Annotated in this window: 17 protein-coding genes and 1 pseudogene; 12 read left to right on the top strand and 6 right to left on the bottom strand. The window is 63.6% G+C overall.

Annotated elements, in window-relative coordinates:
* The first annotated feature begins 111 nt into the window (after positions 1–111).
* The 9 genes and pseudogenes from urtA (at position 112) to AABA86_RS05485 (ending at position 11,182) form a co-directional block, all read left to right on the top strand.
* Positions 112–1,371: an urea ABC transporter substrate-binding protein gene (gene urtA / locus AABA86_RS05525; protein ID WP_212243791.1), complete on the top strand. Its 1,260-nt coding sequence runs from the start codon at positions 112–114 to the stop codon at positions 1,369–1,371.
* A gap of 131 nt (positions 1,372–1,502) precedes the next feature.
* Positions 1,503–2,429 carry an urea ABC transporter permease subunit UrtB gene (urtB, locus tag AABA86_RS05520; RefSeq protein WP_212243792.1) on the top strand — a complete coding sequence of 309 codons (927 nt, stop codon included), beginning with the start codon at positions 1,503–1,505 and terminating at the stop codon, positions 2,427–2,429.
* A gap of 17 nt (positions 2,430–2,446) precedes the next feature.
* On the top strand, positions 2,447–3,589 hold the full coding sequence (gene urtC / locus AABA86_RS05515; RefSeq protein ID WP_338306039.1) for an urea ABC transporter permease subunit UrtC: 1,143 nt from the start codon (positions 2,447–2,449) through the stop codon (positions 3,587–3,589).
* Between the two features lie 65 nt (positions 3,590–3,654).
* The gene (gene urtD / locus AABA86_RS05510) at positions 3,655–4,410 is read left to right on the top strand and encodes an urea ABC transporter ATP-binding protein UrtD (RefSeq protein ID WP_128928475.1); all 756 of its coding nucleotides are present in this window, start codon (positions 3,655–3,657) and stop codon (positions 4,408–4,410) included.
* 10 nt (positions 4,411–4,420) lie between these two features.
* Positions 4,421–5,110, top strand: a complete 690-nt coding sequence (gene urtE / locus AABA86_RS05505; protein WP_038949525.1) for an urea ABC transporter ATP-binding subunit UrtE — start codon at positions 4,421–4,423, stop codon at positions 5,108–5,110.
* A gap of 28 nt (positions 5,111–5,138) precedes the next feature.
* The gene (fmdA, locus tag AABA86_RS05500) at positions 5,139–6,368 is read left to right on the top strand and encodes a formamidase (protein WP_212243802.1); all 1,230 of its coding nucleotides are present in this window, start codon (positions 5,139–5,141) and stop codon (positions 6,366–6,368) included.
* Between the two features lie 94 nt (positions 6,369–6,462).
* Positions 6,463–6,840, top strand: coding sequence for an FmdB family zinc ribbon protein (locus tag AABA86_RS05495; RefSeq protein ID WP_338306037.1), 378 nt, complete (start codon positions 6,463–6,465; stop codon positions 6,838–6,840).
* A 43-nt stretch (positions 6,841–6,883) separates the two neighbouring features.
* Positions 6,884–7,841 (top strand): annotated as a pseudogene (locus tag AABA86_RS05490) (aliphatic amidase).
* 320 nt (positions 7,842–8,161) lie between these two features.
* Entirely contained in the window at positions 8,162–11,182 is a 3,021-nt protein-coding gene (locus AABA86_RS05485; protein WP_338306035.1) for an autotransporter outer membrane beta-barrel domain-containing protein, read from the top strand.
* Between the two features lie 40 nt (positions 11,183–11,222).
* Here AABA86_RS05485 and AABA86_RS05480 read toward each other — a convergent pair whose 3' ends face one another.
* Positions 11,223–12,053: an MlaD family protein gene (locus AABA86_RS05480; protein ID WP_338306034.1), complete on the bottom strand. Its 831-nt coding sequence runs from the start codon at positions 12,051–12,053 to the stop codon at positions 11,223–11,225.
* A gap of 146 nt (positions 12,054–12,199) precedes the next feature.
* Positions 12,200–14,419 (bottom strand): acetate--CoA ligase family protein, encoded by a 2,220-nt coding sequence (locus tag AABA86_RS05475; RefSeq protein ID WP_338306033.1) that lies wholly within the window; start codon positions 14,417–14,419, stop codon positions 12,200–12,202.
* 199 nt (positions 14,420–14,618) lie between these two features.
* Here AABA86_RS05475 and AABA86_RS05470 point away from each other — a divergent pair, with 199 nt between their 5' ends.
* Positions 14,619–16,265: a glycosyltransferase family 2 protein gene (locus AABA86_RS05470; RefSeq protein WP_338306032.1), complete on the top strand. Its 1,647-nt coding sequence runs from the start codon at positions 14,619–14,621 to the stop codon at positions 16,263–16,265.
* Positions 16,266–16,276: 11 nt separating this feature from the next.
* On the opposite strand, the gene AABA86_RS05465 is transcribed toward AABA86_RS05470, so the two are convergent.
* From AABA86_RS05465 to AABA86_RS05455, 3 genes are all read right to left on the bottom strand, one after another.
* Positions 16,277–17,269: a glycosyltransferase gene (locus AABA86_RS05465; protein WP_212243814.1), complete on the bottom strand. Its 993-nt coding sequence runs from the start codon at positions 17,267–17,269 to the stop codon at positions 16,277–16,279.
* Positions 17,270–17,432: 163 nt separating this feature from the next.
* The gene (locus AABA86_RS05460) at positions 17,433–18,002 is read right to left on the bottom strand and encodes a class GN sortase (protein ID WP_338306029.1); all 570 of its coding nucleotides are present in this window, start codon (positions 18,000–18,002) and stop codon (positions 17,433–17,435) included.
* A 100-nt stretch (positions 18,003–18,102) separates the two neighbouring features.
* Positions 18,103–20,364, bottom strand: coding sequence for a marine proteobacterial sortase target protein (locus AABA86_RS05455; RefSeq protein WP_338306028.1), 2,262 nt, complete (start codon positions 20,362–20,364; stop codon positions 18,103–18,105).
* Between the two features lie 186 nt (positions 20,365–20,550).
* Between AABA86_RS05455 and AABA86_RS05450 the strand changes: the two genes are divergently transcribed.
* Positions 20,551–21,321 (top strand): helix-turn-helix transcriptional regulator, encoded by a 771-nt coding sequence (locus AABA86_RS05450; RefSeq protein ID WP_212243819.1) that lies wholly within the window; start codon positions 20,551–20,553, stop codon positions 21,319–21,321.
* A 48-nt stretch (positions 21,322–21,369) separates the two neighbouring features.
* Positions 21,370–22,854, top strand: coding sequence for a glycosyltransferase family 2 protein (locus AABA86_RS05445; protein WP_338306027.1), 1,485 nt, complete (start codon positions 21,370–21,372; stop codon positions 22,852–22,854).
* Positions 22,855–22,981: 127 nt separating this feature from the next.
* On the opposite strand, the gene AABA86_RS05440 is transcribed toward AABA86_RS05445, so the two are convergent.
* On the bottom strand, positions 22,982–24,205 hold the full coding sequence (locus tag AABA86_RS05440) for an ABC transporter substrate-binding protein (RefSeq protein WP_338306025.1): 1,224 nt from the start codon (positions 24,203–24,205) through the stop codon (positions 22,982–22,984).
* Between the last annotated feature and the right edge of the window lie 45 nt (positions 24,206–24,250).

Genomic DNA, 24,250 nt, shown 5'->3' with positions numbered 1-24,250 from the left:
CGTCGGCATTTTGCGGTGCAGTATACGCGATCTTGCGTATGCTTCCGCCGCCCAGATCCGAGCCATCCTCACGGCACCAATCGCGTGTCCTCGAACAAAAGTGGGGTGCTCATGTCAGACGAACCAACCAAGGGCCTTTTGTCGCCGCTCCGGCGCAAACTATTGATGGGGATGGCCGCCGTGCCGGCCATCACGATGCTGCCGCGGGCGTCTTTTGCGCAGGCTCCGGCAACCTCGGCGGTCAACACCACGGGCCTTGCGGTCACCGACACCGAGGTCACGGTCGGCATCCTGCATTCGGCGACCGGCACCATGGCCATCTCCGAGACCGGGTCGATCGAGGCCGAAAAGCTTGCCATCGAGCAGATCAATGCCGCCGGCGGCGTGCTCGGGCGCAAGATCAAGTTCATCCAGGAAGACGGCGCCAGCGATTGGCCGACCTTCGCCGAAAAGGCCAAGAAGCTGCTGGTCAACGACAAGGTCGCGGCGATCATGGGTTGCTGGACCTCGGCCTCGCGCAAGGCCGTGCTGCCCGTCATGGAGCAGTATAACGGCATGCTCTATTACCCGACCTTCTACGAAGGCCTCGAGCAGTCCAAGAACGTCATCTACACCGGGCAGGAAGCGACCCAGCAGATTCTCGCGGGCCTGAACTGGATCGCCAAGGAAAAGGGCGCGAAGTCGTTCTTCTTCATCGGCTCCGACTACATCTGGCCGCGTACCTCGAACAAGATCGCGCGCAAGCACGTCGAGAACGTGCTGAAGGGCAAGGTGGTCGGCGAGGAATACTATCCGCTCGGCAACACCCAGTTCAACTCGGTCATCAACAAGATCAAGCTGACCAAGCCCGACGTCATCTTCACCGACGTCGTGGGCGGCTCGAACGTCGCCTTCTACAAGCAGCTCAAGGCCGCCGGCATCGACCTCTCCAAGCAGGCGCTGCTGACGATCTCGGTGACCGAGGACGAGATCGACGGCATCGGCGGCGAGAACATCGCGGGCGCCTATGCCTGCATGAAGTACTTCCAGTCGCTCGACAATGCGAACAACAAGGCATTCGTGCCGGCGTTCAAGAAGGCGTGGGGCGAGAAGACGGTGATTGGAGACGTCACCCAGGCTGCCTATCTCGGCCCGTGGCTGTGGAAGTTGACGGTGGAGAAGGCGGGTTCCTTCGATGTCGACAAGATCGCAGCGGCTTCGCCCGGCGTCGAGTTCAAGGGCGCGCCGGAAGGCTATGTGCGCATCCACGAGAACCATCACCTCTGGTCGAAGACCCGGGTGGGACGCGCCAAGCTCGATGGTCAGTTCGAGCTGATCTACGAGACCGCCGATCTCGTCGAGCCGGATCCGTTCCCGAAGGGCTACCAGTAGGAAGCGCTCGCAGTCGCGCTTTCTTCCAAACACCAAGCCTCTCCCTGGCGTGGACAGCAAATCCACGCCCAAGACCCCCGCGTCGCGAACCTGCTCGCGACGCGGGACCCTTTCCCTGACGGAGAACATCGATGTTCGGCGACTATTCGCTTGGTGACCTTGGCTCCATCTTCGTCATGCAAGGCTTTGCAGGACTGATCCTGTTCTCGGTCTACGTCCTGATGGCGCTCGGGCTTGCCATCATCTTCGGCCAGATGGGTGTCATCAACATGGCCCATGGTGAGTTCATGATCCTGGGGGCCTACGTCACCTGGATGACCTCGAATGTCTTCCAGTCCTATTTGCCTGGCTTCTTCAGCGGGTATTTCTTCCTTGCGATGATCCTGGCCTTTGTCGCATCCGGCGCATTGGGGATGCTGGTGGAATGGGTGCTGATACGGCATCTCTACAAGCGCCCGCTCGATACGCTGCTCGCCACCTGGGGCCTCAGCCTGATGCTGCAGCAGGCCTATCGTTCCGTGTTCGGCGCGCGTGAGGTCGGCGTCGAGTTGCCGCAATGGATGCTGGGATCGCTGCACGTCACTGACAGCATCGAAGTGCCGATCAACGGCGTCTTCGTGATGTGTCTCACCGTGCTGATCACGCTCTCGGTCGCTTACGTCATGTACATGTCGCGCTGGGGCCGCCAGGTCCGTGCGGTGGTGCAGAACCGCATCATGGCCGGCGCAGTCGGCATCAACACCGAGAAGGTCGACCGCTACACGTTCGGGCTCGGGTGCGGCATCGCCGGGATCGCCGGAAGCGCCTTCACCATGATCGGCTCGACCGGGCCGACCTCCGGACAGCTCTACATCGTGGACACGTTCCTGGTCGTCGTATTCGGCGGCGCCGCGAGCCTGCTCGGCACCATCGCCTCCGCGTTCTCGATCTCGCAGACGCAATCGACGCTCGAATTCTTCATGTCGGGCTCGATGGCCAAGGTCCTGACGCTGCTCGCTGTCGTGGGCATCCTGATGCTGCGGCCGCAGGGTCTCTTCGCCCTCAAAGTCCGCAAGTAACGAGAAGCAGGCAAGTCATGATCATCAACTCACGCTTCTTCAACCGGTCCGAGCTCATCGGCTTCATCGTTCTGGCCGCCGTGCTGTTCGTGATCCTGCCGCTGTCGCTGGATGTGTTCCGCCTCAACCTGGTCGCGAAATACCTCACCTACGCCTTTGTCGCGCTCGGCCTCGTGCTGTGCTGGGGCTATGGCGGCATCTTGAGCCTCGGCCAGGGCGTGTTTTTCGGTCTCGGCGGCTACTGCATGGCGATGTTCCTGAAGCTGGAGGCTTCCAGCGTCGAGAACACGAAGATCCAGTCGACGCCCGGCATCCCCGATTTCATGGACTGGAATCAGATCACGTCGCTGCCGCTGTTCTGGCAGCCATTTCACAGCCTCACCTTCACCATCCTCGCCATCATCCTGGTCCCCGGCATCTTCGCCCTGATCATCGGCACCGCGATGTTCAAGCGCCGTGTCGGCGGCACCTATTTCGCGATCATCACCCAGGCCGTCGCCGCCATCCTCACCATCCTGATCGTCGGGCAGCAGGGCTATACTGGCGGCATCAACGGCATGACCGATCTGCGCACCCTCAAGGGCTGGGACATCCGGCCCGACCACGCCAAGGTCATCCTGTACTTCGTCGAGGTGGTGCTGCTGTTCGCCTGCATCGGCATCGCGCAGTTCATCCGGCTGACCAAGCTCGGCCGCATCCTGGTGGCGATGCGCGAACAGGAGGACCGCGTCCGCTTCTCCGGCTACAGCGTCGCCAACTTCAAGATCTTTGCCTTCTGCATGGCGGCGGTGTTCGCCGCGATCGGCGGCGCCATGTTCGCGCTCAATGTCGGTTTCATGTCGCCGTCCTTCGTCGGCATCGTGCCGTCGATCGAGATGGTGATCTACACCGCGGTCGGCGGGCGGATGTCGATCTTCGGCGCGATATGGGGCGCTATCCTGGTGAATTTCGCCAAGACCAGCCTGTCGGAATCCTTCCCGCAACTCTGGCTGTTCGGCCTCGGCGCGCTGTTCATCGCGGTCGTGCTCGCCTTCCCGAACGGTCTGTCCGGGCTGTGGGCCGACTACGTCCAGCCGCGCATCGATCGGCTGTTCGCCTCGCGCAAGCGGAAGCCGGGCTGGAACGACAATTCGGTCGCCGACGGCGCACCGGCAGAGTGAGGAGATAGGTCATGCTCGTCGGTCATCACGATGCCGATGCCACGCAGGCAGTGAGGAGGTAGATCATGCTCGTCGGTCATCAGCCCAAGGAATTCCTGCTCGCTGTCTCCGGATTGACCGTCTCGTTCGACGGGTTCAAGGCGGTCAACGATCTCTCTTTCTACGTCGAGGAGAACGAGATCCGCGTCATCATCGGTCCCAACGGCGCCGGCAAGACCACGGTGCTCGACCTGATCTGCGGCAAGACCAAGGCGACCTCGGGTTCGATCCAGTTTCGTGGCAAGGAGCTCACGAAGATGAAGGAGAACGAGATCGTGCAAACCGGCGTCGGGCGCAAATTCCAGACGCCATCGGTGTTCGAGGATCTCACCGTGTTCGAGAACCTCGAGATCTCGTTTCCACGCGGCCGCACCGTATTCGGCTCGCTGACCTTTCAGCGCGACCAGCTCGTGAAGGATCGGGTCGAGGAGGTCGCGGAGATGATCTTCCTCAAGGACAAGCTCAATACTTACGCCGACGAGCTCAGCCACGGCCAGAAGCAATGGCTCGAGATCGGCATGCTGCTGATCCAGGATCCGGACTTGTTGATGCTCGACGAGCCCGTCGCCGGCATGAGCGTGTCCGAGCGTGCCAAGACCGCCGAATTGCTCAACCGCATCATCAAGAACCGCTCGGTGCTCGTGATCGAGCACGACATGAAGTTCGTCGAAGACATCGCCCACAAGGTCACTGTGTTGCACCAGGGGCAGATCCTCTCGGAGGGCACCATGGAGAAGGTCAAGAACGATCCCAAGGTCGTCGAAGTGTACCTCGGTCACTAAGGAGCGCTTCATGCTGGCAATTTCGGACCTCCACGTCGCCTACGGCCAGAGCGAGGTGCTGCACGGGCTCAACGTCAAGGTCGCGCCCAACGAGATCGTGGCGATCATGGGCCGCAACGGCATGGGCAAGACCACGCTGATGAAGTCGCTGATGGGCATCCTGCCCGCGAAAAGCGGCTCGGTGACCATGGACGGCGCCGAGCTCGGTAACCTCAAGAGCTACGAGCGCGTCGCCAAGGGCCTCGCCTATGTGCCGCAGGGTCGCATGATCTTCTCCACCATGACGGTGAAGGAGAACATCGAGACCGGCCTCGTGGTCGCGGGCGAATCTGAGGTGCCCGGCGACATCTACGAATTGTTTCCGGTCCTGCTCGAGATGAAGGGCCGCCGCGGCGGCAATCTGTCGGGAGGCCAGCAGCAACAGCTCGCGATTGCGCGTGCGCTCGCGACCAAGCCGAAGGTCCTGCTGCTGGATGAGCCGACCGAAGGCATCCAGCCCTCCATCATCAAGGAGATGGCGCGGACCCTGAAGCGCATCCGCGACGAGAAGGGGCTCTCGATCGTCGTGTCCGAGCAGGTCCTGAGCTTCGCGCTCGACATCGCCGACCGCGTGCTGGTGATCGAGAACGGCGAGATCGTGCGCGACGACCCGCGCGACGCCGTCGATGCCGCGCAGGTCTCGAAATATCTGTCCGTCTAACCAACCGTAGTAAAAGGGGAGCATCTCGATGCCAGAGACACTGATCAAGGTCGATCTCACCAAGTCGGCTTACGAAAATGACATGGTGCATAATCGCTGGCACCCCGACATCCCGATCGTGGCCTGGGTCAATCCCGGCGACGATTTCATCATCGAGACCTATGACTGGACCGGCGGCTTCATCAAGAACAACGATTCCGCCGACGACGTGCGCGACATCGATCTGTCGATCGTGCATTTTCTGTCGGGCCCGATCGGCGTCAAGGGCGCGGAGCCCGGCGATCTCCTCGTCGTCGATCTGCTCGACGTCGGCCCGATGAAGGAAAGCCTGTGGGGCTTCAACGGCTTCTTCTCCAAGCAGAATGGCGGCGGCTTCCTCACCGACCACTTCCCGCTGGCGCAGAAGTCGATCTGGGACATCAAGGGTCTCTACACCTCATCGCGCCACGTGCCTGGCGTCAACTTCGCCGGCCTGATCCATCCCGGCCTGATCGGCTGTCTTCCGGATCCGAAGATGCTGGAGACCTGGAACAAGCGCGAGGCCGAGCTGATCTCGACCAATCCGACCCGCGTGCCGGGCCTTGCCAATCCGCCCTTCGCGGCGACCGCCCATGGCGGCCGTGCCAAGGGCGACGTCAAGGACAAGATCGGCGCGGAAGGCGCGCGCACCGTGCCGCCGCGCGAGCATGGCGGCAATTGCGACATCAAGGACCTCTCGCGTGGCTCGAAGATCTATTTCCCGGTCTATGTGCCCGGCGCGGGTCTCTCGATGGGCGATCTGCACTTCAGCCAGGGTGATGGCGAGATCACCTTCTGCGGCGCCATCGAAATGGCCGGCTGGCTGCATCTGAAGGTCGAGGTGATCAAGGACGGCATGGCGAAATACGGCATCAAGAATCCGATCTTCAAGCCGTCGCCGATCACGCCGAACTACAAGGACTATCTGATCTTCGAGGGCATCTCGGTCGACGAGGCCGGCAAGCAGCATTATCTCGACGTCCACATCGCCTATCGCCAGGCGTGTTTGAATGCGATCGAGTACCTGAAGAAGTTCGGCTATTCCGGCGCCCAGGCCTATTCGATCCTCGGCACCGCGCCGTGCCAGGGCCACATCTCGGGTGTTGTCGACGTGCCCAATGCCTGCGCCACGCTGTGGCTGCCGACGGAGATCTTCGACTTCGACGTGATGCCGTCGGCGGCAGGTCCCATCAAGCACATCACCGGCGATATCCAGATGCCGATCTCGCCCGACAAGTAGTCCCTGCGCGACAGGATGCGGGGCGGCGTCTTTCTGCTGCCCCGCACCCGCCGCCGGATCATTTCTGAACAGCCAAGAGCGTGGGGATCATGCGATGCCGGTCTACGAATATCTCTGTGACGACTGCGGACCTTTTACGGATCTGCGCCCGATGGCCGAGTGCGACGATCCGCAAAGCTGTCCGCACTGCGAGACCTCGGCGCCGCGCGTGATCCTGACCGCGCCGAATTTCTTCTGCATGCCGTCGGACAAGCGCAAGGCGCATGCCGTCAACGAGCGCAGCACCCACGCGCCGCAGACGCTCGCGCAATACAAGGCCTCGCACGGCCCAGGCTGCGGTTGCTGCTCGTCGGGCAAGACCGCGAAAGACAAGAGCGCCCCGGACAGCAAGAAGCCGGCGCGACTGGTGACCAAGACCAAAAGCGGCGCCAAGGGTTTCCCCACGGCGCGGCCCTGGATGATCAGCCACTAACGCCCGCGATGACCTCGAACGAATAGAAGGCAGGAGCGCTCAAATGCTTCACGGCGACATTTCCAGCAGCAACGACACCGTCGGCGTCGCGGTGGTGAACTACAAGATGCCCCGCCTGCACACCAAGGCGGAGGTGCTCGACAACGCCCGCAAGATCGCCGACATGGTGGTGGGCATGAAGTCCGGCCTGCCCGGCATGGACCTCGTGATCTTCCCCGAATATTCCACGCAAGGGATCATGTACGACTCCAAGGAGATGTACGAGACGGCATGCGCCGTGCCCGGCGAAGAGACCGCGATCTTCGCCGAGGCCTGCCGCAAGGCCAAGGTGTGGGGCGTGTTTTCGCTGACCGGCGAGCGCCATGAGGAGCATCCGCACAAGGCGCCCTACAACACCCTGATCCTGATGAACGACAAGGGCGAGATCGTGCAGAAGTACCGCAAGATCATGCCATGGGTGCCGATCGAGGGCTGGTATCCCGGCAATTGTACCTATGTCTCCGAGGGCCCGAAGGGGATGAAGGTCAGCCTGATCATCTGCGACGACGGCAACTTTCCGGAGATCTGGCGCGACTGCGCCATGAAGGGTGCCGAGCTGATCGTGCGTTGCCAAGGCTATATGTATCCGGCCAAGGAGCAGCAGGTCCTTCGGCCACTCCGCGATCATCGGCTTCGACGGCCGCACGCTCGGCGAATGCGGCGAGGAGGATTACGGCATCCAATACGCGCAGCTGTCGAAACATCTGATCCGCGACGCGCGCCGCAACGGCCAGTCGCAGAACCATCTCTACAAGCTGGTTCACCGCGGCTACACCGGCATGATCAATTCCGGCGAAAGCCCGCGCGGCGTCGCAGCCTGCCCGTATGATTTCTACAAGAATTGGATCAAAGACCCCGAGGGCACGCGCGACATGGTCGAGGCCATGACCCGCGCGACGCCGGGGACCGATGAGTGTCCGATCGACGGCATCCCGAACGGGTCCTCTCCGAGCAACTATTGAGCCCCTGCCGGTGCCACGCGTGGGACGACAAGCCAGGGATGTGAATGGCCGTCCATAATGGCGGACGTTCTGGCGCGTCCGCCTATGGGCGGGACGGGGTCGCTCTCGGTAAAATCGTGGCGCGGCTGCAACATGGGCTGTTGAATCTGCCCGAGTTGCGGTCGCGTTGGCGGATTCTCATGCCTCCGTAGTTCTACCGCCCGCCTTCATCGCCTAAGTTCCCGCGGCGCCATTGGGGAGCGCCGCAGGTTGGGGGACGAGCTTTGGGGGCTTGGTTGCGAGCAGGCGGGCGGGGTTGCCTGCTTCGGAGTGCCGCGGTCATGCGCGCGGCATCCGGGGCGGGCCTCGTCTTGAGCGCGATCGCTCTGATCGATCCCGTCCAGGCACAACAGGTCTTCAACGGATCTCAGACTACGCCGAACGGCACCGTCAACGGCGGAGGCGGCGTTTGGGACGACACCACGACCAACTGGACCGACTTCTTCGGCGCGGTCAGCACCGCCTATAATCCCGCGTCAGTCGGCACGCTATTCGGCAGCAGCGGTCCTTCGACACCGGCCACAGGCGGCACGGTGACGGTCACACCGGGAGGTGTTCAGCTCACCGGTCTCGTGGGTTTCGACCTCACTGCCGATGGTTCGATCTACACCATCCAGGGCGGCGATCTCAGGCTGGCCTCGGGGGGCACCATATTCGTCACCAATGACGTGACCGGCACCACCGATCCGTCGGCCATCATCGCTTCGCGCATCGTCGGCAGCGACGGGATCAATGTTCAGGGCTCAGGTATCCTGGCGCTGCTCGGCGCCAATACCTATGCCGGTGGCACCTTCATCTGCAATTGCGGATCCCTGCAACTCGGCGACGCGACCCATACCGCGAGCATTGTCGGCGCCGTCACCAACGAAGGCCTCTTCACTATCGTCAATGCCGACACGTCGGGGATCACGTCGATCCTGAACGACTTCTCCGGCACGACGATCTTTCTCAACGCCAGCTCCGCCAGTTCGATCGTGATCACCAACAACGGCCAGGTGTATTTCGGCGATCCACTCGGGGGTGGAGCCGACACCGCGACGGCCGGTCGGGCCACCATCATCAATGACAGCGGCCTGATCGGCTTCTTCGGACGGACTAATGCAGGCACGGCCAACATCACCAACCAGAATGGCGGCGGCACGATATTCATCGAGCAATCTTCGGCGGGCTCGGCGACGATCGTGAACAAGGATTTTGGCGGGACCGTGTTCGGGACGTTCGCCGGCTCCGACACGGCGACCGCCGGCAATGCAACCATCATCAATGAAGCGGATGGTCTCACCGACTTCGGCGCGTTCACCACGGCCGGCAATGCCACGATCATCACCAAGGACGGCGGCAGGACCGAATTCTTCGACAACTCCACCGGCGGCAACGCACGCTTCATCACCACCGGGACCGGCGTCGTCGATTTCGGTGGAGGCACCGGTCCGGCCGGCGATGGTCGCATCACCGCAGGATCGATCGAAGGCAGCGGCTTCTACTACATCGGCGGCGGCAATACCCTCGTCGTCGGCGGTAACAACCTCTCGACCGAGGTCAGCGGCGTCATCGGTGATACCTGCGGTTGCGGTCCCGCCGGCCCCGGCTCGCTGGAAAAGGTCGGCAGCGGCACGCTGATCCTCTCGGGGACGAATACCTACACCGGCACCACGACGGTGAACGGCGGCATCCTGCGGGTCGATGGCAACATCTCGCAGTCGAGCCTGACCACCGTGAATGCAGGCGGTGCGTTGTTCGGCGCCGGAATCGTCGGCAATACCCTCATCGCCAACGGCGGCATCTATGCGCCCGGCGACGGCGGCCCGGGCTCGAGCATGCAGGTTCAGGGCGATCTCACCCTTCAGTCCGGCTCGGTCTATGCGGTGCAGGTCGGCAGCGGATCCAGCACGAGCCACGCGCTCGTCACCGGCAATGTCGCGCTGGACGGCACCGTCGGCGTCTCGCTTTATCCGGGCGCTGCGGTGATGAAGCACTACTCGATCGTGGATTTTTTCGGCACCGCCGCTGGCAATTTTGCCGGCGTTGCCGCGCCGGGTGGCCTCATCGGCACGACGACCGTTGGGTCGAACGAGGTCTTCCTTGATTTCACGTTGAACTACGGCGCGAAATACGCGCTCAACGTCAACCAGCAAAACGTCGCCACGACGCTTCAGAATTTCTTCAACACCAACGGCTTCCTGCAGGCCGAACTCGCGGGCCTTGGTCCCGGGGGCCTGACGCAGGCCTCGGGTGAATCCGTAACGGGATCGCAGCAGACGACGTTCAATGCGATGAACCTGTTCATGAGTCTGTTGACCGACGTCGTCGGTGCGGGGCGCAGCGGCACATCGGGTACGACGCCGTATGCCGACGAGACGAACGCGAATGCCTATGCTGCGACCGGCAAGGGCGCGGCCGGCGGTAACGCACGCGACGCCTTCGCCTCGATCTACCGCAAGGCACCGGCGGTAACGTTCGAGCAGCGCTGGGATGTGTGGGCGGCCGGCTATGGCGGCTCGCAGACCACCGACGGCAATGCCGGCCTCGGCTCGAACAACACGAGCAGCAGCGTCTACGGCACTGCCGTGGGCCTCGATTACCGCTTCTCGCCGTCGACGATTGCGGGCTTTGCGCTCGCGGGCGGCGGAACCGGCTTCAATGTAAGCGGACTCGGTTGGGGGCGCTCCGATCTCTTCCAAGCCGGCGCGTTCGTGCGTCATACGGCCGGGCCGGCCTACATCACGGCGGCGCTCGCCTATGGCTGGCAGGACGTCACGACCAACCGCGTCGTGACCGCGGCCGGCTACGACCAGTTGCGGGCGCAGTTCAACGCCAATGCGCTCTCGGGCCGCATCGAGGGCGGCTATCGCTATGCCATGCAGTGGGCCGGCGTCACGCCCTATGCCGCGCTCCAGGCCACCCTGTTCAGCCTTCCGAGCTATGCAGAGGCAGCCGTGGTCGGCAGCAACGTCTTCGCACTCAACTATGCCGCCAAGGACGTGACCAGCACCCGCACCGAACTCGGCCTGCGCGCGGACAGGTCGTTTGCCGCGGCCGGCGGCCTGGTGACCCTGCGCGGCCGCCTCGCCTGGGCGCATGACTACAACCCGGACCGCAACGTCGGCGCTGTTTTCCAGACGCTCCCGGGATCGGCTTTCGTCGTGAACGGTGCCGCTCAGGCGCGCGATTCGGCTCTGACCACGGCATCAGCGCAGATGAACTGGATGAACGGCTGGTCTGCGTCGGCGACCTTCGAGGGGGAGTTCTCGAACCTCACCCGCTCCTACGCCGGCAAGGGCGTCGTGCGCTACGCCTGGTGAGGGGTGGTCACCGCCTCCCGCGGGCGGGGAGGGCAGAGCGTCACCGCTTCTGCTGTGCAGGCTTGCGCGGCGGGCGCGAGGGGGCGGCGGGGGCCGGCGTCCCGCTCATCTTGTTGGCGGCCTCGCTGACGTCGAGCAGCGAGCGACGGATGTCCTCGAGGTAGCCGGCCGATTTCTTTCTCATGGTGTCGGCGAGCTCGTGCAGCCCCTGTATCTTCTCGAACAGCTCGTCGGCCTTGCCGTCGACGAAGCCGGGCACCACGCCCTCGATCTTCGTGACCGCCTTGTCGAAGCCCGCGAAGGCGCTGTCGACCTTGGCCATGACGGAGTCGATTTCGCCACCCTTGCTCCGGAGGTCGGCGGTGTAGTCTTCGAACGTGCGCAGGCCTTCCTTGATCGCGGGGGCGTTGCTGACGATAGTGCGGTCGACGCCGTGCAGGGTGTCGACGATGGACTCGGCGTCGCTGAGATCGGCGGTCAGCACGGGGACGCCGTCCGAGTCCAGCGGCACCGGCGGCGCGGAGGGCGCGCCCCCGATCAGCGAGATCGCGGCAACGCCGGTCAAGCCCTGGAACTCGATGCCCGCCACGGTGTCCTTGCGGATCGGCGCGGTGTTGTCGAGCATCACCAGCGCCACGATCCTGCGCGGATTATCCAGCTTGATCGACAGGATCTGGCCCGCGGGCACGCCGTCGAAATTGACCGGCCCGCCGCGGCGCAGTCCACTGGCCGAGCCGCCTTCGAATACCACACGCAACTGGCTGCGGCTCTGGATGGTGCGCCATTTCTGCACGCCGAGCAGGCCGCCGAACGCCACGGCGATCACCGCCAGCGTTGCCGTTCCGATCACCAGATTGCTCGCGCGTGCCATGCGGGGAAGGTTTTACGGCCAAAGCAGTAAAGTTGGAAGGAGCCCGGATGGTACGTAGGGCGGGTTAGCGAAGCGTAACCCGCCGTTTTCGCCTCAGCAGTCGTGCAAATTGGCGGATTACGCTGGCGCTGATCCGCCCGACGGCCTCAATGCCCGGACGCGCGCTTCGCCGCGGCGTTGTTGAGGACGATGAGGGCATCGACCGCTACGCCCGTCCTGGTGTTGATCAGGAACGGGTTGATGTCGATCGAGGCGATCCGGTCGCCGGCATCCGCGATCAGATTGGACAGGCCGACCAGCGCCTTCACCGCGGAGGCCTCGTGCAGGGTTGGCTTGCCGCGATAGCCGCGCAGCTTGATGCCAGCCTTGGTGCGGCCGATCAGGAGCCGCGCCTCAGCCTCGTCCAGCGGCGCGCCGGCGAGCGCGACGTCTTTCATCAACTCGATGTCGATGCCGCCGGTACCGAACAGCACGACAGGCCCCATCTCGGCATCGAGCGAGGCGCCGACCACGAGCTCGAGCTCGGCCTTGACCTGCTGCGCGATCAGGATGCCGTCCAGCCTCGGCTTGCCTTTCAACTTGCTCACCCGGGACGTGATATCGGCGAACGCCTTCTTCACCTCGGCGGCGCTGTTGAGGTTCAACACCACGCCGCCGATGTCGGACTTGTGCAGGATCTCGGCGCTGACGAGTTTTGCCACGACCGGAAAGCCGATCTGCTTGGCGATCTTCACTGCTTCGGCCGCCGTCTGTGCGATCGCCTCCTTCGAGATCGGAATGCCATAGGCTTTCAGGAGCTTCTTCGAGGCAACTTCGTCGAGCGCGGCGCCGCTCGCCGATCTCAGCGCCTTCTCCAGCACGGCGCGCGCGGCAGGTTTCGAGCTCGAGACGATATCGGGCACCTCCTTGCGCAGCTTGGCGTAGTCGAGCAGCGACTTGATCGCGGTCACCGCCCGGTCCATGCCCTGCATGACCGCCAGATGCGGCAGCGATTTGCGCAAGGCCTTGGTGAACTCGGTGAAGCCGATCGACATCGCGCTGACATAGATCACGGGCTTGCCGGCGCGGCCCGCCATCTCGTTGACGATGCGCAAGTTGCGCTCGCGCAGCTCGTGCGGCGTCTTCGGCAGTTCGGCATCGACGATGACGATGTCGATATCGGGATCGTCGATCATGAGCTTGATCGACTTCATGTAGACGGAGGGATCGACCACCGCGGCAAAGCCGGCGTCGAGCGGGTTGCCGACGATAGACCCCGGCCCGAGCATCTTCGCAAGTTCGGAGCCGACGTGCGGGCTGAGCGGCGCAAAGTTCAGGCCCTCGGCATAGAAAGCATCCAGCAGCATGCCGCGCTTGCCGCCGGACAGCGTGACGGCGGCAAGCCGGTCGCCCCCGGGAACGGCGGAATGAACGAAGCATTCGGTCGTCTCGATCAGCTCGTCGAGGCCACCCACGCGGATCACGCCTTCGCGCGTCGCGACGGCGTCGAACGTCTCGATCGAGCCCGCAAGCGCGCCGGTATGCGCCATCGCCGCGGCGCGGCCGCCCTCGGACGCGCCGAGCTTAAGTGCGATCACGGGCTTGCTGGCAGCGCGCGCCGCCTTGCAGGCATCGCGAAACGCCTTGGTGTTGCGCACGCCTTCGAGGTAGACGACGATGACCTTGATGCTCGGATCCTCGGCGAAATAGCGCATCAAATCCGGCGTCTCGAGCCCGGCCTCATTGCCGGTCGTCACCATGTAGCCGACGCCGACACCCCGATCCTCCAGCGCCTGTCGGATTGCCATGACGATGGCGCCGGACTGCCCGGCGATCGCCACCGCGCCCTGTTCCATGGTGACGACGCGATCGTCGATGTTGGTGAAGAGCTTTTCGCCGGCGCTTAAGTTGCCGAGGCAATTCGGGCCGGTGACGGCAAGTCCGGTCTCACGTATCGCCGCTTGCAATTCGGCCGCGAGCTTCTGGCTTTCCTCGTCCTGCAATTCGCTGAAGCCCGAGGTGACGATGGTGGCCGATCGTGCGCCGGCTGCGGCGGCATCGCGGATCACCTGGACCGCAAAGCGCGCCGGCACCAGCACCAGAACGTGATCCGGCTTTTCGGGGAGGCTCGCAAAGTCCTTGTAGCAGGGGACGCCCCAGATCGTCTCCCGCTTGGCGTTGACCGGATAGAGGCCGCCCTCGTAACGGTACTTGATCAGATTATTCCAGATGCGTTCGGCATAATTGCCGGGCTTGTCGGTCGCGCCCACCAGCACGATGTTGTGCGGGTGCAGCATGGCGTGGATGCCCTTGACGATGTCTCCGGCGTCGGGCGAAGGAGACCATGGGCGCGGAGAAACCGATGCGGCGGGCACTTGAGCTTCCATGCGCTTCCCTCACTTCTTGTTCTTGTTGCAACGCGCCGTCGCGCGCCTGCTTCGGGGGCTGATCGTGGCCGCTCCATGCCGCGAGACGGAATGGGCAGAATTTGACGATAAGGCTAGCATCACGTGACTTTTGGCGAAAGTGCGAACGGTCTGGCAAGATGCTAGGAAACCCTGACCCTCATTCTCTCAAATGGTGATCATGCCGCTGCTGTCCATCGTGGTGCCGACCCTCGATCGTCCCGACACGCTTCGCCACGCGCTCGCGACCATGGCGAACCAGCCTGCGCATGCGGATTGCGAGTTTATCGTTCAGAACAATGGCGGCAATCCCGAGATCGCGAAGATCGTCGCAGACCTCCAGGACGAGCGCTTCAGGCATTTTGCCAGTGAGACCGTTCTGACCATGACCGACAATTGGGAGGCGGCACTCGGCCACGCCTCAGGCGAGTACGTCGCCTTCATCGGCGACGACGACGGGCTGATGCCCTATGCATGTGCCACGGCATCGGAGATGCTCTCCGGCCGAAACATCGATCTCCTGAGCTGGAGCGCCTACACCTATCACTGGCCGAGCTACTACCATCCGGCCTTCCGCAACCGGCTGCTCGCCGAGATCGATCTGACCTCGTCCGTGAAGCGAGTGTCGTCACGCGACGAGCTGGCGCGCATCTTCGGCTTCCAGGCGCATTATGCGCGTCTGCCGATGATCTACAATTCGTTCGTCCGCCGCAGCGTCATCGATCGGATGCGTGCGATCTGTGGCCGCTATTTCATCGGCCTGTCGCCCGACGTGGCATCCGGTATCGCCAACGCTGCGCTGACTGACAATTTCATCCGACTGTCGCGGCCGCTGAGCATGGCCGGGATCTCGCAGCACAGCACCGGTCACGCACTATTCTTCGAGACCACTGATCTGCTCGAGACGCCGCGAGGGGCGCGCGATTTCGGAACCATTGACAACGAGCCCTGGCTCCCCGATCTCAACGCGCTCCAGCTCTTCATCGCCAAGGACATGCTTGTCCTCAAACGTCTGCTGCTGGCGGATGACGACGATGTGCGGCTCGACTTCAAGGCGCTGGCACAGGCGCTCGCGACCGATATCAACGATCGGCCGTCCCTGTTTGATCGAACCGTGCAGACCATCGGCGAACTCGCCCGCACGCATGGGTTCGACGTCGCCGACATCATCATTCCTGCCCGCCTTGCGGATCGGCCGCCACCCGGCCGGGGTGTTCGCGTGACCGGACCGAACCGTGTGGTTTACGAGCTGGATGGTTCTGCGCTTGGGCTCAATTCGGTTGCCGATGCAGTGCGCGTGATCGCGCAGTTCGTTCCGGGTCAGGGGCCGCTCGATCCGGCCGCTCTGGAGGCTTCCTCCTCCGCGCCGGTCCTCGGCGCAGAGGAGCTCGAATTCGCGCACGGCGGCGCGGGCGTCGCCGCGTTGATCGAGGGGTGGAGCGAGCCGGAGCAATGGGGCACCTGGTCCATTGCCAGGAATTGCGTGCTCCGGTTCGAGGTCCACCCCATTCCGTCACGACCGGTCGAGCTTGTGCTGGCGTGCCGGGCCTTCGTTTCCGACAGGAATCCGCAATTGCTGGCGGTTTGCCGCGTCGGCAACGGAGCGCTGCAGCAATTGACATTCTCGAGAGAGGCGTTCGCTGGCATGCGCAGGTTGATGCTCGATCCCGCCGCAATTGCCGCCGACGGGACGTTGACCATCAGCCTGTCGCTCTCCGATCCACGCTCGCCCGCGGATCTCGGACTGAGCTCCGACGCGCGCCCCCTCGGCATCGGCCTCGAGCGGATCTGGCTCGATCACGATGTCCGTGCGTCTCGAGGCCGGTGATCGCCGGCTGCTCAGTACCGTAGCAGGCTCAGCTTGTGGGCGTAGTGAAAGACGGCCTGCCTCGCGAGATAGGGTGCTATGGCGCGGCGGATCTGCATCTGTGTCGGATCGAAGCCGAGAGCGCGGCGCCGCAAGATGCCCATCTCCCGGACGCCGATCGCGTAGGTCGATGCGGTCTTCTGGGCATCGTGGATTCGGAAGCAGGCGAGAAATCGCGGCAGGCGCACGAATTTGAATCCCGCGGCCTGCGCCCGCAGGATGAAGTCCCAATCCATCGCGTAGTGAAAGCTCTCGTCGATCGGACCGATCCTGTCCCACACGCGCTTGCGCCAGAACATCGTCTCCTGCGGGATATAGTCGGCATATTGCAGCGCGCGTCCGTCATGGGGCGGCAGCACGGCGCGGCCGACCTCGAGCCCCTCGCGGTCGACGAAGACGCGATGGCCATAGACGACGTCGACATGCGGATGCGACGTGAAGTAGTTGGCGACATAAGCCAGAGTCCCCGGCAGCAGCATGTCGTCGCTGTTGAGATAGGCCATGATCTCGCTGTCGACGCCGGCGAAGCCGAGATTGATGGCGTGCGACTGCCCGCTGTCAGGTTCGCTCTTCCAGCTGATGCTCTCGCCGCGGCCCTTCAGGAGGTCAGCGGTGCCGTCGATCGAGGCGCCGTCCTGCACGTGATAATACAGGTTCGGATAGTTCTGGCTCACGATGCTGTCGATCGTGGCGCCGAGATACTGCGCCTGGTTGTAGCTCGGCGTCACCATCGCGATCCGCGGTGCATTCTGGTGGATCGAGGGTGCTGGCGGGAAAGCCGTCAGGTTGAGCAGGCGCGGCGGATATTGCTCGAAGGTCCACATCGGCGGACGCCGCCAGAGGCTCCGGAGCGAAGATCGCCTTTGCCCGGCGGCGATGAGATCCTGATTCCTTTCCAGCAGCGCGACGCGATTTTCGAGCTGCTCCAACCGCTGTTCGAGGCGCTGCCTGAACTCGTCGTCCATCTATCGATCTTCCGCAAATCACAACGTACAAAAATCAATGGACCATTGTTGCAGGTCCTGGCCGGCAGCGCCAGTTCACGGTCGCGTCAAACCCGATGGTCCGGCGCGTCCGGCGCGATTCGGGAGGGCTCGATTGTTCCCGGACGGGCGCGATTGCGAACCGCTATTCACGCGATTCGATCAAGGTGGCATGCAGCACATAGCGCTCCGGGCCGGACGTAACGGCGTCGAACGGCCAGCAGGTCGTGAGCACGAGTTCCACACCCTGCGTCGAGGGATCGATGCCCGACGCGTCGAAACGGACGACCGCCGAAGAATCCGCCCGATAGCGGAAATGCTTGCCGTCGCGGCGGGTGACTTCAAGGACGTCTCCGACGGAAACGTTCCGCAAGAAGCGGAAATGTGTGTCGCGATGCGCTGCATATACGGCAACACCGCGCTCGCCCGCATCAGCCGTTCGGATGATATGGCCGGGCCCGAAGGCAAGCGCTTGGCCGCTCGTGCCTTCCAGCACGATCGCGCTGGCGCCAATCCGCTTCACCTCGATCCGCGCGACCGGCCAGGTGTCGGCCCATGACCAGGGTTTGATCACCTCGCCCGTCGCAAGGCTCTTGTCGAAGGCGCGCTCCAGCAGCACCTGCGCCAGCCACGCCTTGGCATGGATGTAGGCGCCGTCGCCGAACAGGATGAGGCCGATCAGTGTCAGAACCAGGGGCGATATGAGGCGGGGCATTTGTCTCTGCACTCGCAGTGACCCAAAAAGGCGCGCGCGGCCGTTGCTGTGGGACGGGCAGCCGCGCGCGCTAACAGAGGAGTTCGGGGAGGCTCCTCTCTCAAGCGGCGTCGGTGAGCAAGAGCCGACGCCGGTTGAACACGAACAGGATCAGGGCAAGCACGATCAGGACCAGGCCTGCGATCATCTTCAGCTCGGCTGAGGTTGCCGTCTTGGGCAGACGGACTGCGTCAGGCGTTGCAGGTGTTGGACGCCGCGCGGGCGGTGAGGTACGCGCATCGGCATGGCGTTCACGCAACTGCGCGGGGATCTGCGGCCGTTCGCCGAACACCTTCTCGAAATCCCAGCCGGCGGGCAGGTTGATCGGCAATTCGCTGAGCTTGAGTGGCGCGCCTTCGGGTCGGCTCGGCGTCTTGTCGACGGCGACAAGGCTGGTCAGGCGCGTGACGATCTGATGGTCGAGCGCCAGCGCCAGGATCGCCTTGTCGGCCTCCTCGGGCGCGAGTTCCCGCATGGCGCGCGCCACTTCGGCGTCGCCGATCTTGCGCTTGGCCCAGAGTTTCGACAGGCCGTTGCCTTCGGCGGCATTTTGCAGCGGTAGCGTCACCGACCATGGACGATCGCCGATGCGCCCTTTGATCTCGAGCGAGCCTGCGAGCTTGTCGAGCTTTGCTGCCAGCACCAGCGGCTCGTCGCGATAGACGTCGGGGATGATCGCCGGGGTCACGTCGGCCTTGGCCTCGGAGAATTTCGCGGTAAGGCCGGTGACGGCCGGATTTTCGAGCTTGGCGAACAAGCCGCGCATGCGCTCCTCCACCTGCTCGACGGAACCGATATGGGTGAAGGCACCACGGCCGAGCTCGGCGGCGCGTGTCATCAGATAGGTGTTTGGCGCCGATCCGATGCCGACCATGAAGACGCGCGAGCGGCCGCGCATCGCCGTGATCGTTTCGAACAATTGCTGCTCATTGCCGATTGCGCCGTCGGTCAGGAAGACGACCTGGCGTACCATGCCGGTGTCGCCGAGCTTGTCGGCCAGCGCGGCGCGCATCGCCGGCACCATCTCGGTGCCGCCGCGCGCCTGCAGCGCGCTCACGAACGAGGTCGCCTCGCCGACATGGGCAGCGTCTGCCGGCACGGAGGCGGGGAACAGCATGTCCATGGTATCGTCGAAGCGAATGACGTTGAAACGGTCGGTCGGCTGGAGCCGGGACAGAGCGTAGGCGAGGCTCGCCTTGGCCTGGACGATCGACGTGCCGCCCATCGACCCCGAATTGTCGATCACGAACACGACCTCACGCGGCAGCGGCTTTTGCGTCGTCTGCTCGGCGCTGGGCGGAGTGACGAAGGCGAGCAGGTAATCGGCATCGCCGACATGTTCGCGGAACAGACCGACCGACGGCGCCTTCTCGGCGGCGGGCTTCCAGGTCAGCTCGAAGTCGCGGTCGGCGGGGACGACGCCGTCGGCGAGCGTGATGATACGCGCCATGTTGTCCGGGCTCTCGATCTTGACATTATGGTGGTGGCTCTTGACCTCGCCGAGCGCAAAGCCGGCCTTCAGGCGCACCGTGATGCTGGTCGGATTGACCGGTGCATTCTTGGCGGGATCCATGACTTCCGGCGAGATGCGGTCGCGGTCCGGTACCGGATCCGACGTCGCCGCGCCCCAGCCCGATCCGTCCTTGCGGAAGTCGACGCTCTGGACGATCGGCGCCGGATTGTAACGCGGTCCGACCACCAGCGGCAGGCGGAGCGAATATTCATTGCCGGATTGATGCACCGGCTCCTGATATTCGATCTGCACCAGCACGGTCTCGCCGGGGCCGATATTGGCGACCGAGTTGGTGAAGATGTTCGGCCGCTCCTGCTCCGTGAGCGCCGCCCTCTGGCCGGTGCGGCGCGCCTCTTCATAGATCACGCGGGCCTGCTGCCGCTCCTTGATATCGCCGACGATGACGCGGTCGCCGACCACCATCTTCAGCGTATCGACGGCGCCGCCGGTCGCGAGCGGATAGACATAGGTTGCTTCGACCCAGTCCTTGGTCGGATTGCGGAAGATCTGGGTGACCCGCGCGCGCAGCGTCGGGCCCGATACCGTGATGTCGACATCGATGCCGAGGCGGACCGCTTCGGTATAGGCGCCGTCCTCCTTCAGGAGGAGGGAGCCCGATTTGGCATCGCCGGGCTGGAGCAGGCTGGCCTGCTCGCTCGTTGCCGACCAGCTCGTCCCGAAGCTGACGAGCAGGGCCACGAAGGCCATCAGCATCACGGCGACGCCCTGCGCGAGAAGAAACAATCCGAGCTTGATCAGCCCCTTTAACATGGGGTGCTCGTCGCTATCGGCTGTGTCGTAGGTGTTCATTTGGCCTGCTCCCGGAGGACGTTTGCTGGCTCTGAGCATTCGCCGGGAGGGGCCGATTTCGCGAGCAGAATGATCGGTCATGTTCCGCCGCGGCCGGCCCGGGCAGGCCGCCGTGGGGCGCTCATGTGCGGTTTTGTGCTGGTTTGTCCGCCCTGCTAGAATGACGCTCCCAGGGCAGGGTCGACAATGCAGACGCAGGATAAACTCACCGACAAGCAGCTTTCGGACGAGCAGAGCCGCGAGATCGCCGAGACGATTCGCGAGGAACTCGCCAGGCGCAGGATTTCCCGGCAGGCCCTGGCTGAGCAGGCCAAGCTCAGCCTGTCGACGCTGGAGAAGGTGCTCGGCGGCCGGCGGCCGTTTACGCTGGCGACGACGGTGCGGCTGGAGCAGGCGCTGGGCGTCTCCTTGCGCAAAAGCCCGGTCGTGGCGGCGCCTCAGGCCGCCAACGATGTCGCTCCCGACAGTCTTGGCTCCTATGCGCATCGCGCCGTGACCTGGCTCGAGGACGTCTACATCACGCTGCGGCCGTCGTTCGGCGACAAGGACGCGATTTTCGCGTACCGCACCGAGATCGTCTGGGAGCCGAAGGTGTCTTCGCTGGTCTTCCGGGAGGGCGATCGGACCGATGCCGCCTACGAGCACACCGGCGAGGTCGCCGTCCCGCATCAGTCAGGCTTCATCTACCTCGTCATCATCAAGCACGGCCAGCATCGCGTGATCACGGTGTCGCGGCCGACGGTTGCCGGCGAGATGTACGGCATCATCTCGACGCTCCGGGCCGGTCCTGGCTCGCAACTGACACCCATCGCGGCGCCGATCGCCTATGTGCCGCTCCGGAACGTCCCGAAGCCATCGCTGGGACGGGTCGGGCCCGGCGACATCAATCATACGTTGTACGGAAAGCATCTGCGCCGCACGGTGGAAGAATCGTTCGCACAGTTTCTGTCGGTATAGTCCGCGAGAAAGAATCCGGAATGGCGTTGCCTGCGTCTATAAGGGGGCATGCAGGACGCGCCCGCGCCATGCAGCGGCGAATCTCCGCTGTTCTCCATCATCATCCCGCTCGAATATCACCGCGGGCAATGGGAGCAGTCCTGGCTCGGTTGGACGTCGCAGACCGCAGATAGATCGCTTTACGAAATAATCCTGGTGGTGCCGCCGGGCTTCGCCGCGCGCGAGGGGCTGAAGGTGCTGGCTGGCGACGAGGCGCGCCTGGAATTCACCGCTTCGGATCACGACATCGGGCTCTGCGCATTTGGCGCCGCCAAGGCCCGCGGTAGTTATCTGTTCTTCACGGAGTCGCATTGCTGGCCCGAACCCGACGTAATCGAGCTGTGCATCCGCGCGATCGACGCGCATCCCGACTGGGCCGCCTTCTCCTGCCGCTCGGTGCCGATCTGCCATAACAGGCTCTCGGAAGCCGAGGCCACAATGTACCAGGCCGACATCGAATTCGGCATGAAGCAGCATCCCTGGCGCAAGGTGCTCGATCAGTGCTTCGTGACGCGGCGTGACGTCTATTGGGAATGCGGAGGCCTGCGCGAGGAGCTCGGCCATTTCGCCGAATGGGTGCTGGCCGCCGCCTATCACGCGAGAGGCCACGCCATCGGTTATCTGGAGGAGGCGCGCTTCCATCATTATTACATCGGCGAAATCGGCGAGCTCAAGACGTTCACGCTCGATTTCGTCGAGGGCGAGATCCGCTATCTCGGCGAGGCTCGCCGCGAGCCCGGCAGCGAGCTGCTCGAAGTTCCGGTCGAATGGGTCGAATGGGCCGGATTCGACGTATCGCTCGCCCGCGCGGCGTTGAATGCGCTCGTGCATTACTGCTTTGCAGGCCGCGGCTGGAGGCAGCCTGGGGAAAAACTGCGCGCCTTCTGGCATTGGGGGGCACTGGCTCTGTGCGGCGATCTTCCGGCGCGCTTCGCCGCGCGCCTGGCCGTCCTGCAATCTCATCTCGGTCTGAGAGCGCTGACGATGATCGGGTCGAGCGAAGCGATCGCGCGATGGATGAGACGCTACATCGCCTCGCTGATCCATCTGCAGCGGCTCGAATGCATTCGTCGCATTCGCGGCCATGCCGGGCCGGCTGTGAAATTCCTGGGATATCGCGTTCTCGGGCAAGCCGGATTCCATGCCCTGGAATCGTCAGCGGGGCACACCTTCCGCTGGAGCGAGCCCCAGGCCGCCGTTCGCATCCAGGGGGGCGCGGGCCGCAACACCGTTCGGATCCGAAGTCCCGCCTTGCGCGCGCCGCTGCGCCAGATCGGTGCGCATTTCTATCTCGACGGCGTGCGCGTTGATGCCTCCGCGATCGCAATCGGCCCCGATAGCTATACGATGGACCTCGATCTGCCGCCCTCGGGCATCGCCATCCTGGCATGGTCCTGCCCCGTGTTGACGGGGATTGGCGATTCCCGCCGTCTTGGCCTTTCCATGGCATCCATCGAGGTGAGCCAGGATGCCGGAGCTTCAATCTCAGCCTAGAGCCTGATCCGGAGAAGTGCCTGGCGGTTTTCAGAGAATCCGCATGCAACAGCAACGAGCTGAAGCGCGATGACAATTCATCCTGATCGCATCGCGCTTCAGTCCCGCAAGGTTGGTGGGCGTCGAGCTAGCCTCCGGTTTCGGCGCTGATGATATCGCCAAACAGTTCCCACTGGCCCTTCTTGAAGCGCCACATCTTGAGCTGCTCGATCGGCGCGAAGTCCGTGGCGGAGGTGTTGATCCTGATCCCCGGGATCAAGGTGTCGGGGACGAAGTCCTTGAGACTGGCGGCCTGCTTCATCACGTTCTCTCGGGTCAGGTTGTCGCCCGACTGCTTCAGCACCTGCACCATCGTCTGGGCCGCGGCGTAGGCGTAAACCAGATTGGCGTCCGAAATGTTCGCGCCGGGCATGTACTTGTCGATGAAGGCCATGAACTTCTTCATGCCCTCGTCGTCCTTCCACTGCGGATCGGACGCGTCCTTCAGATAACCGGCCGACAGCACGCCTTCGGATGCCTCGAGGCCGGCCGGCTTCATCACTGCGCCGATCGACACCGAAACGTCGGTCATCAAATGCATCGGCTTCCATTCCAGCTCAGCGATCTTCTTGATGGCCTGCGCCGCGAATTTGGGGGTGGCGATGTTCACGAAAACATCGGCGCCGGTGCCCTTGAGCTTGACGATATGGGCGTCGATCGACGGCTCCGACGTCTCGTAGCTCTCTTCGGCCACGATCAGCTTCGATGCCTTGTCACCGAACACGTCCTTGATGCCGGCGAGGTAGTCCTTGCCGAAGTCGTCGTTGGCATAGAAGATCGCGACCTTCGCGTCCGGCTTCTCCTTCAGAATGTACTTGGCGAAGATCTGGGCCTCGACCCGGTAGCTGGGCTGGAAGCCCATCGTCCAGGGAAAATTCTTCGGGTCGTTCCACTTGCTGGCGCCGGTGGCGAGGAACAGCTGCGGCACCTTTTTGGAATTGTGATATTTCTGCACGGCGGTCTGGGTCGGGGTGCCCAGCGCGTTGAAGATCAGGAACACTTCGTCGCTCTCGATCAGCTTGCGGACCTGCTCCACGGTCTTCGGCGGCGAATAGCCGTCATCATAAGAGATCCAGTTGATCTTGCGGCCGTTGATGCCGCCCTGGTCGTTGATCATCTTGAAATAGGCTTCCTCGGTCTTGCCGATGATGCCGTAGGCGGAAGCGGGACCGGAATAGGCCTCGACATTGCCGATCCTGATCTCGGTGTCGCTGGCGCCGGTGTCGTATTTCTTCTGCGCGAAAGCACCCTGGGTGGAGAGCAATGTCAGGGCAGTTGCCGCGGCGAGCAGGATGAGTTTCTTGTTCTTCATGGAAATTCCTTGGGGTTTCTTGTTGGGTAGGGCAGGCACTTCAAA

The sequence above is a fragment of the Bradyrhizobium sp. TM233 genome (genome assembly GCF_036247965.1).
Classification (GTDB): Bacteria; Pseudomonadota; Alphaproteobacteria; order Rhizobiales; family Xanthobacteraceae; genus Bradyrhizobium; species Bradyrhizobium ottawaense.
Note: the sequence above shows the minus strand (reverse complement) of the source record. Positions and strands in the feature narration are given on the sequence as shown.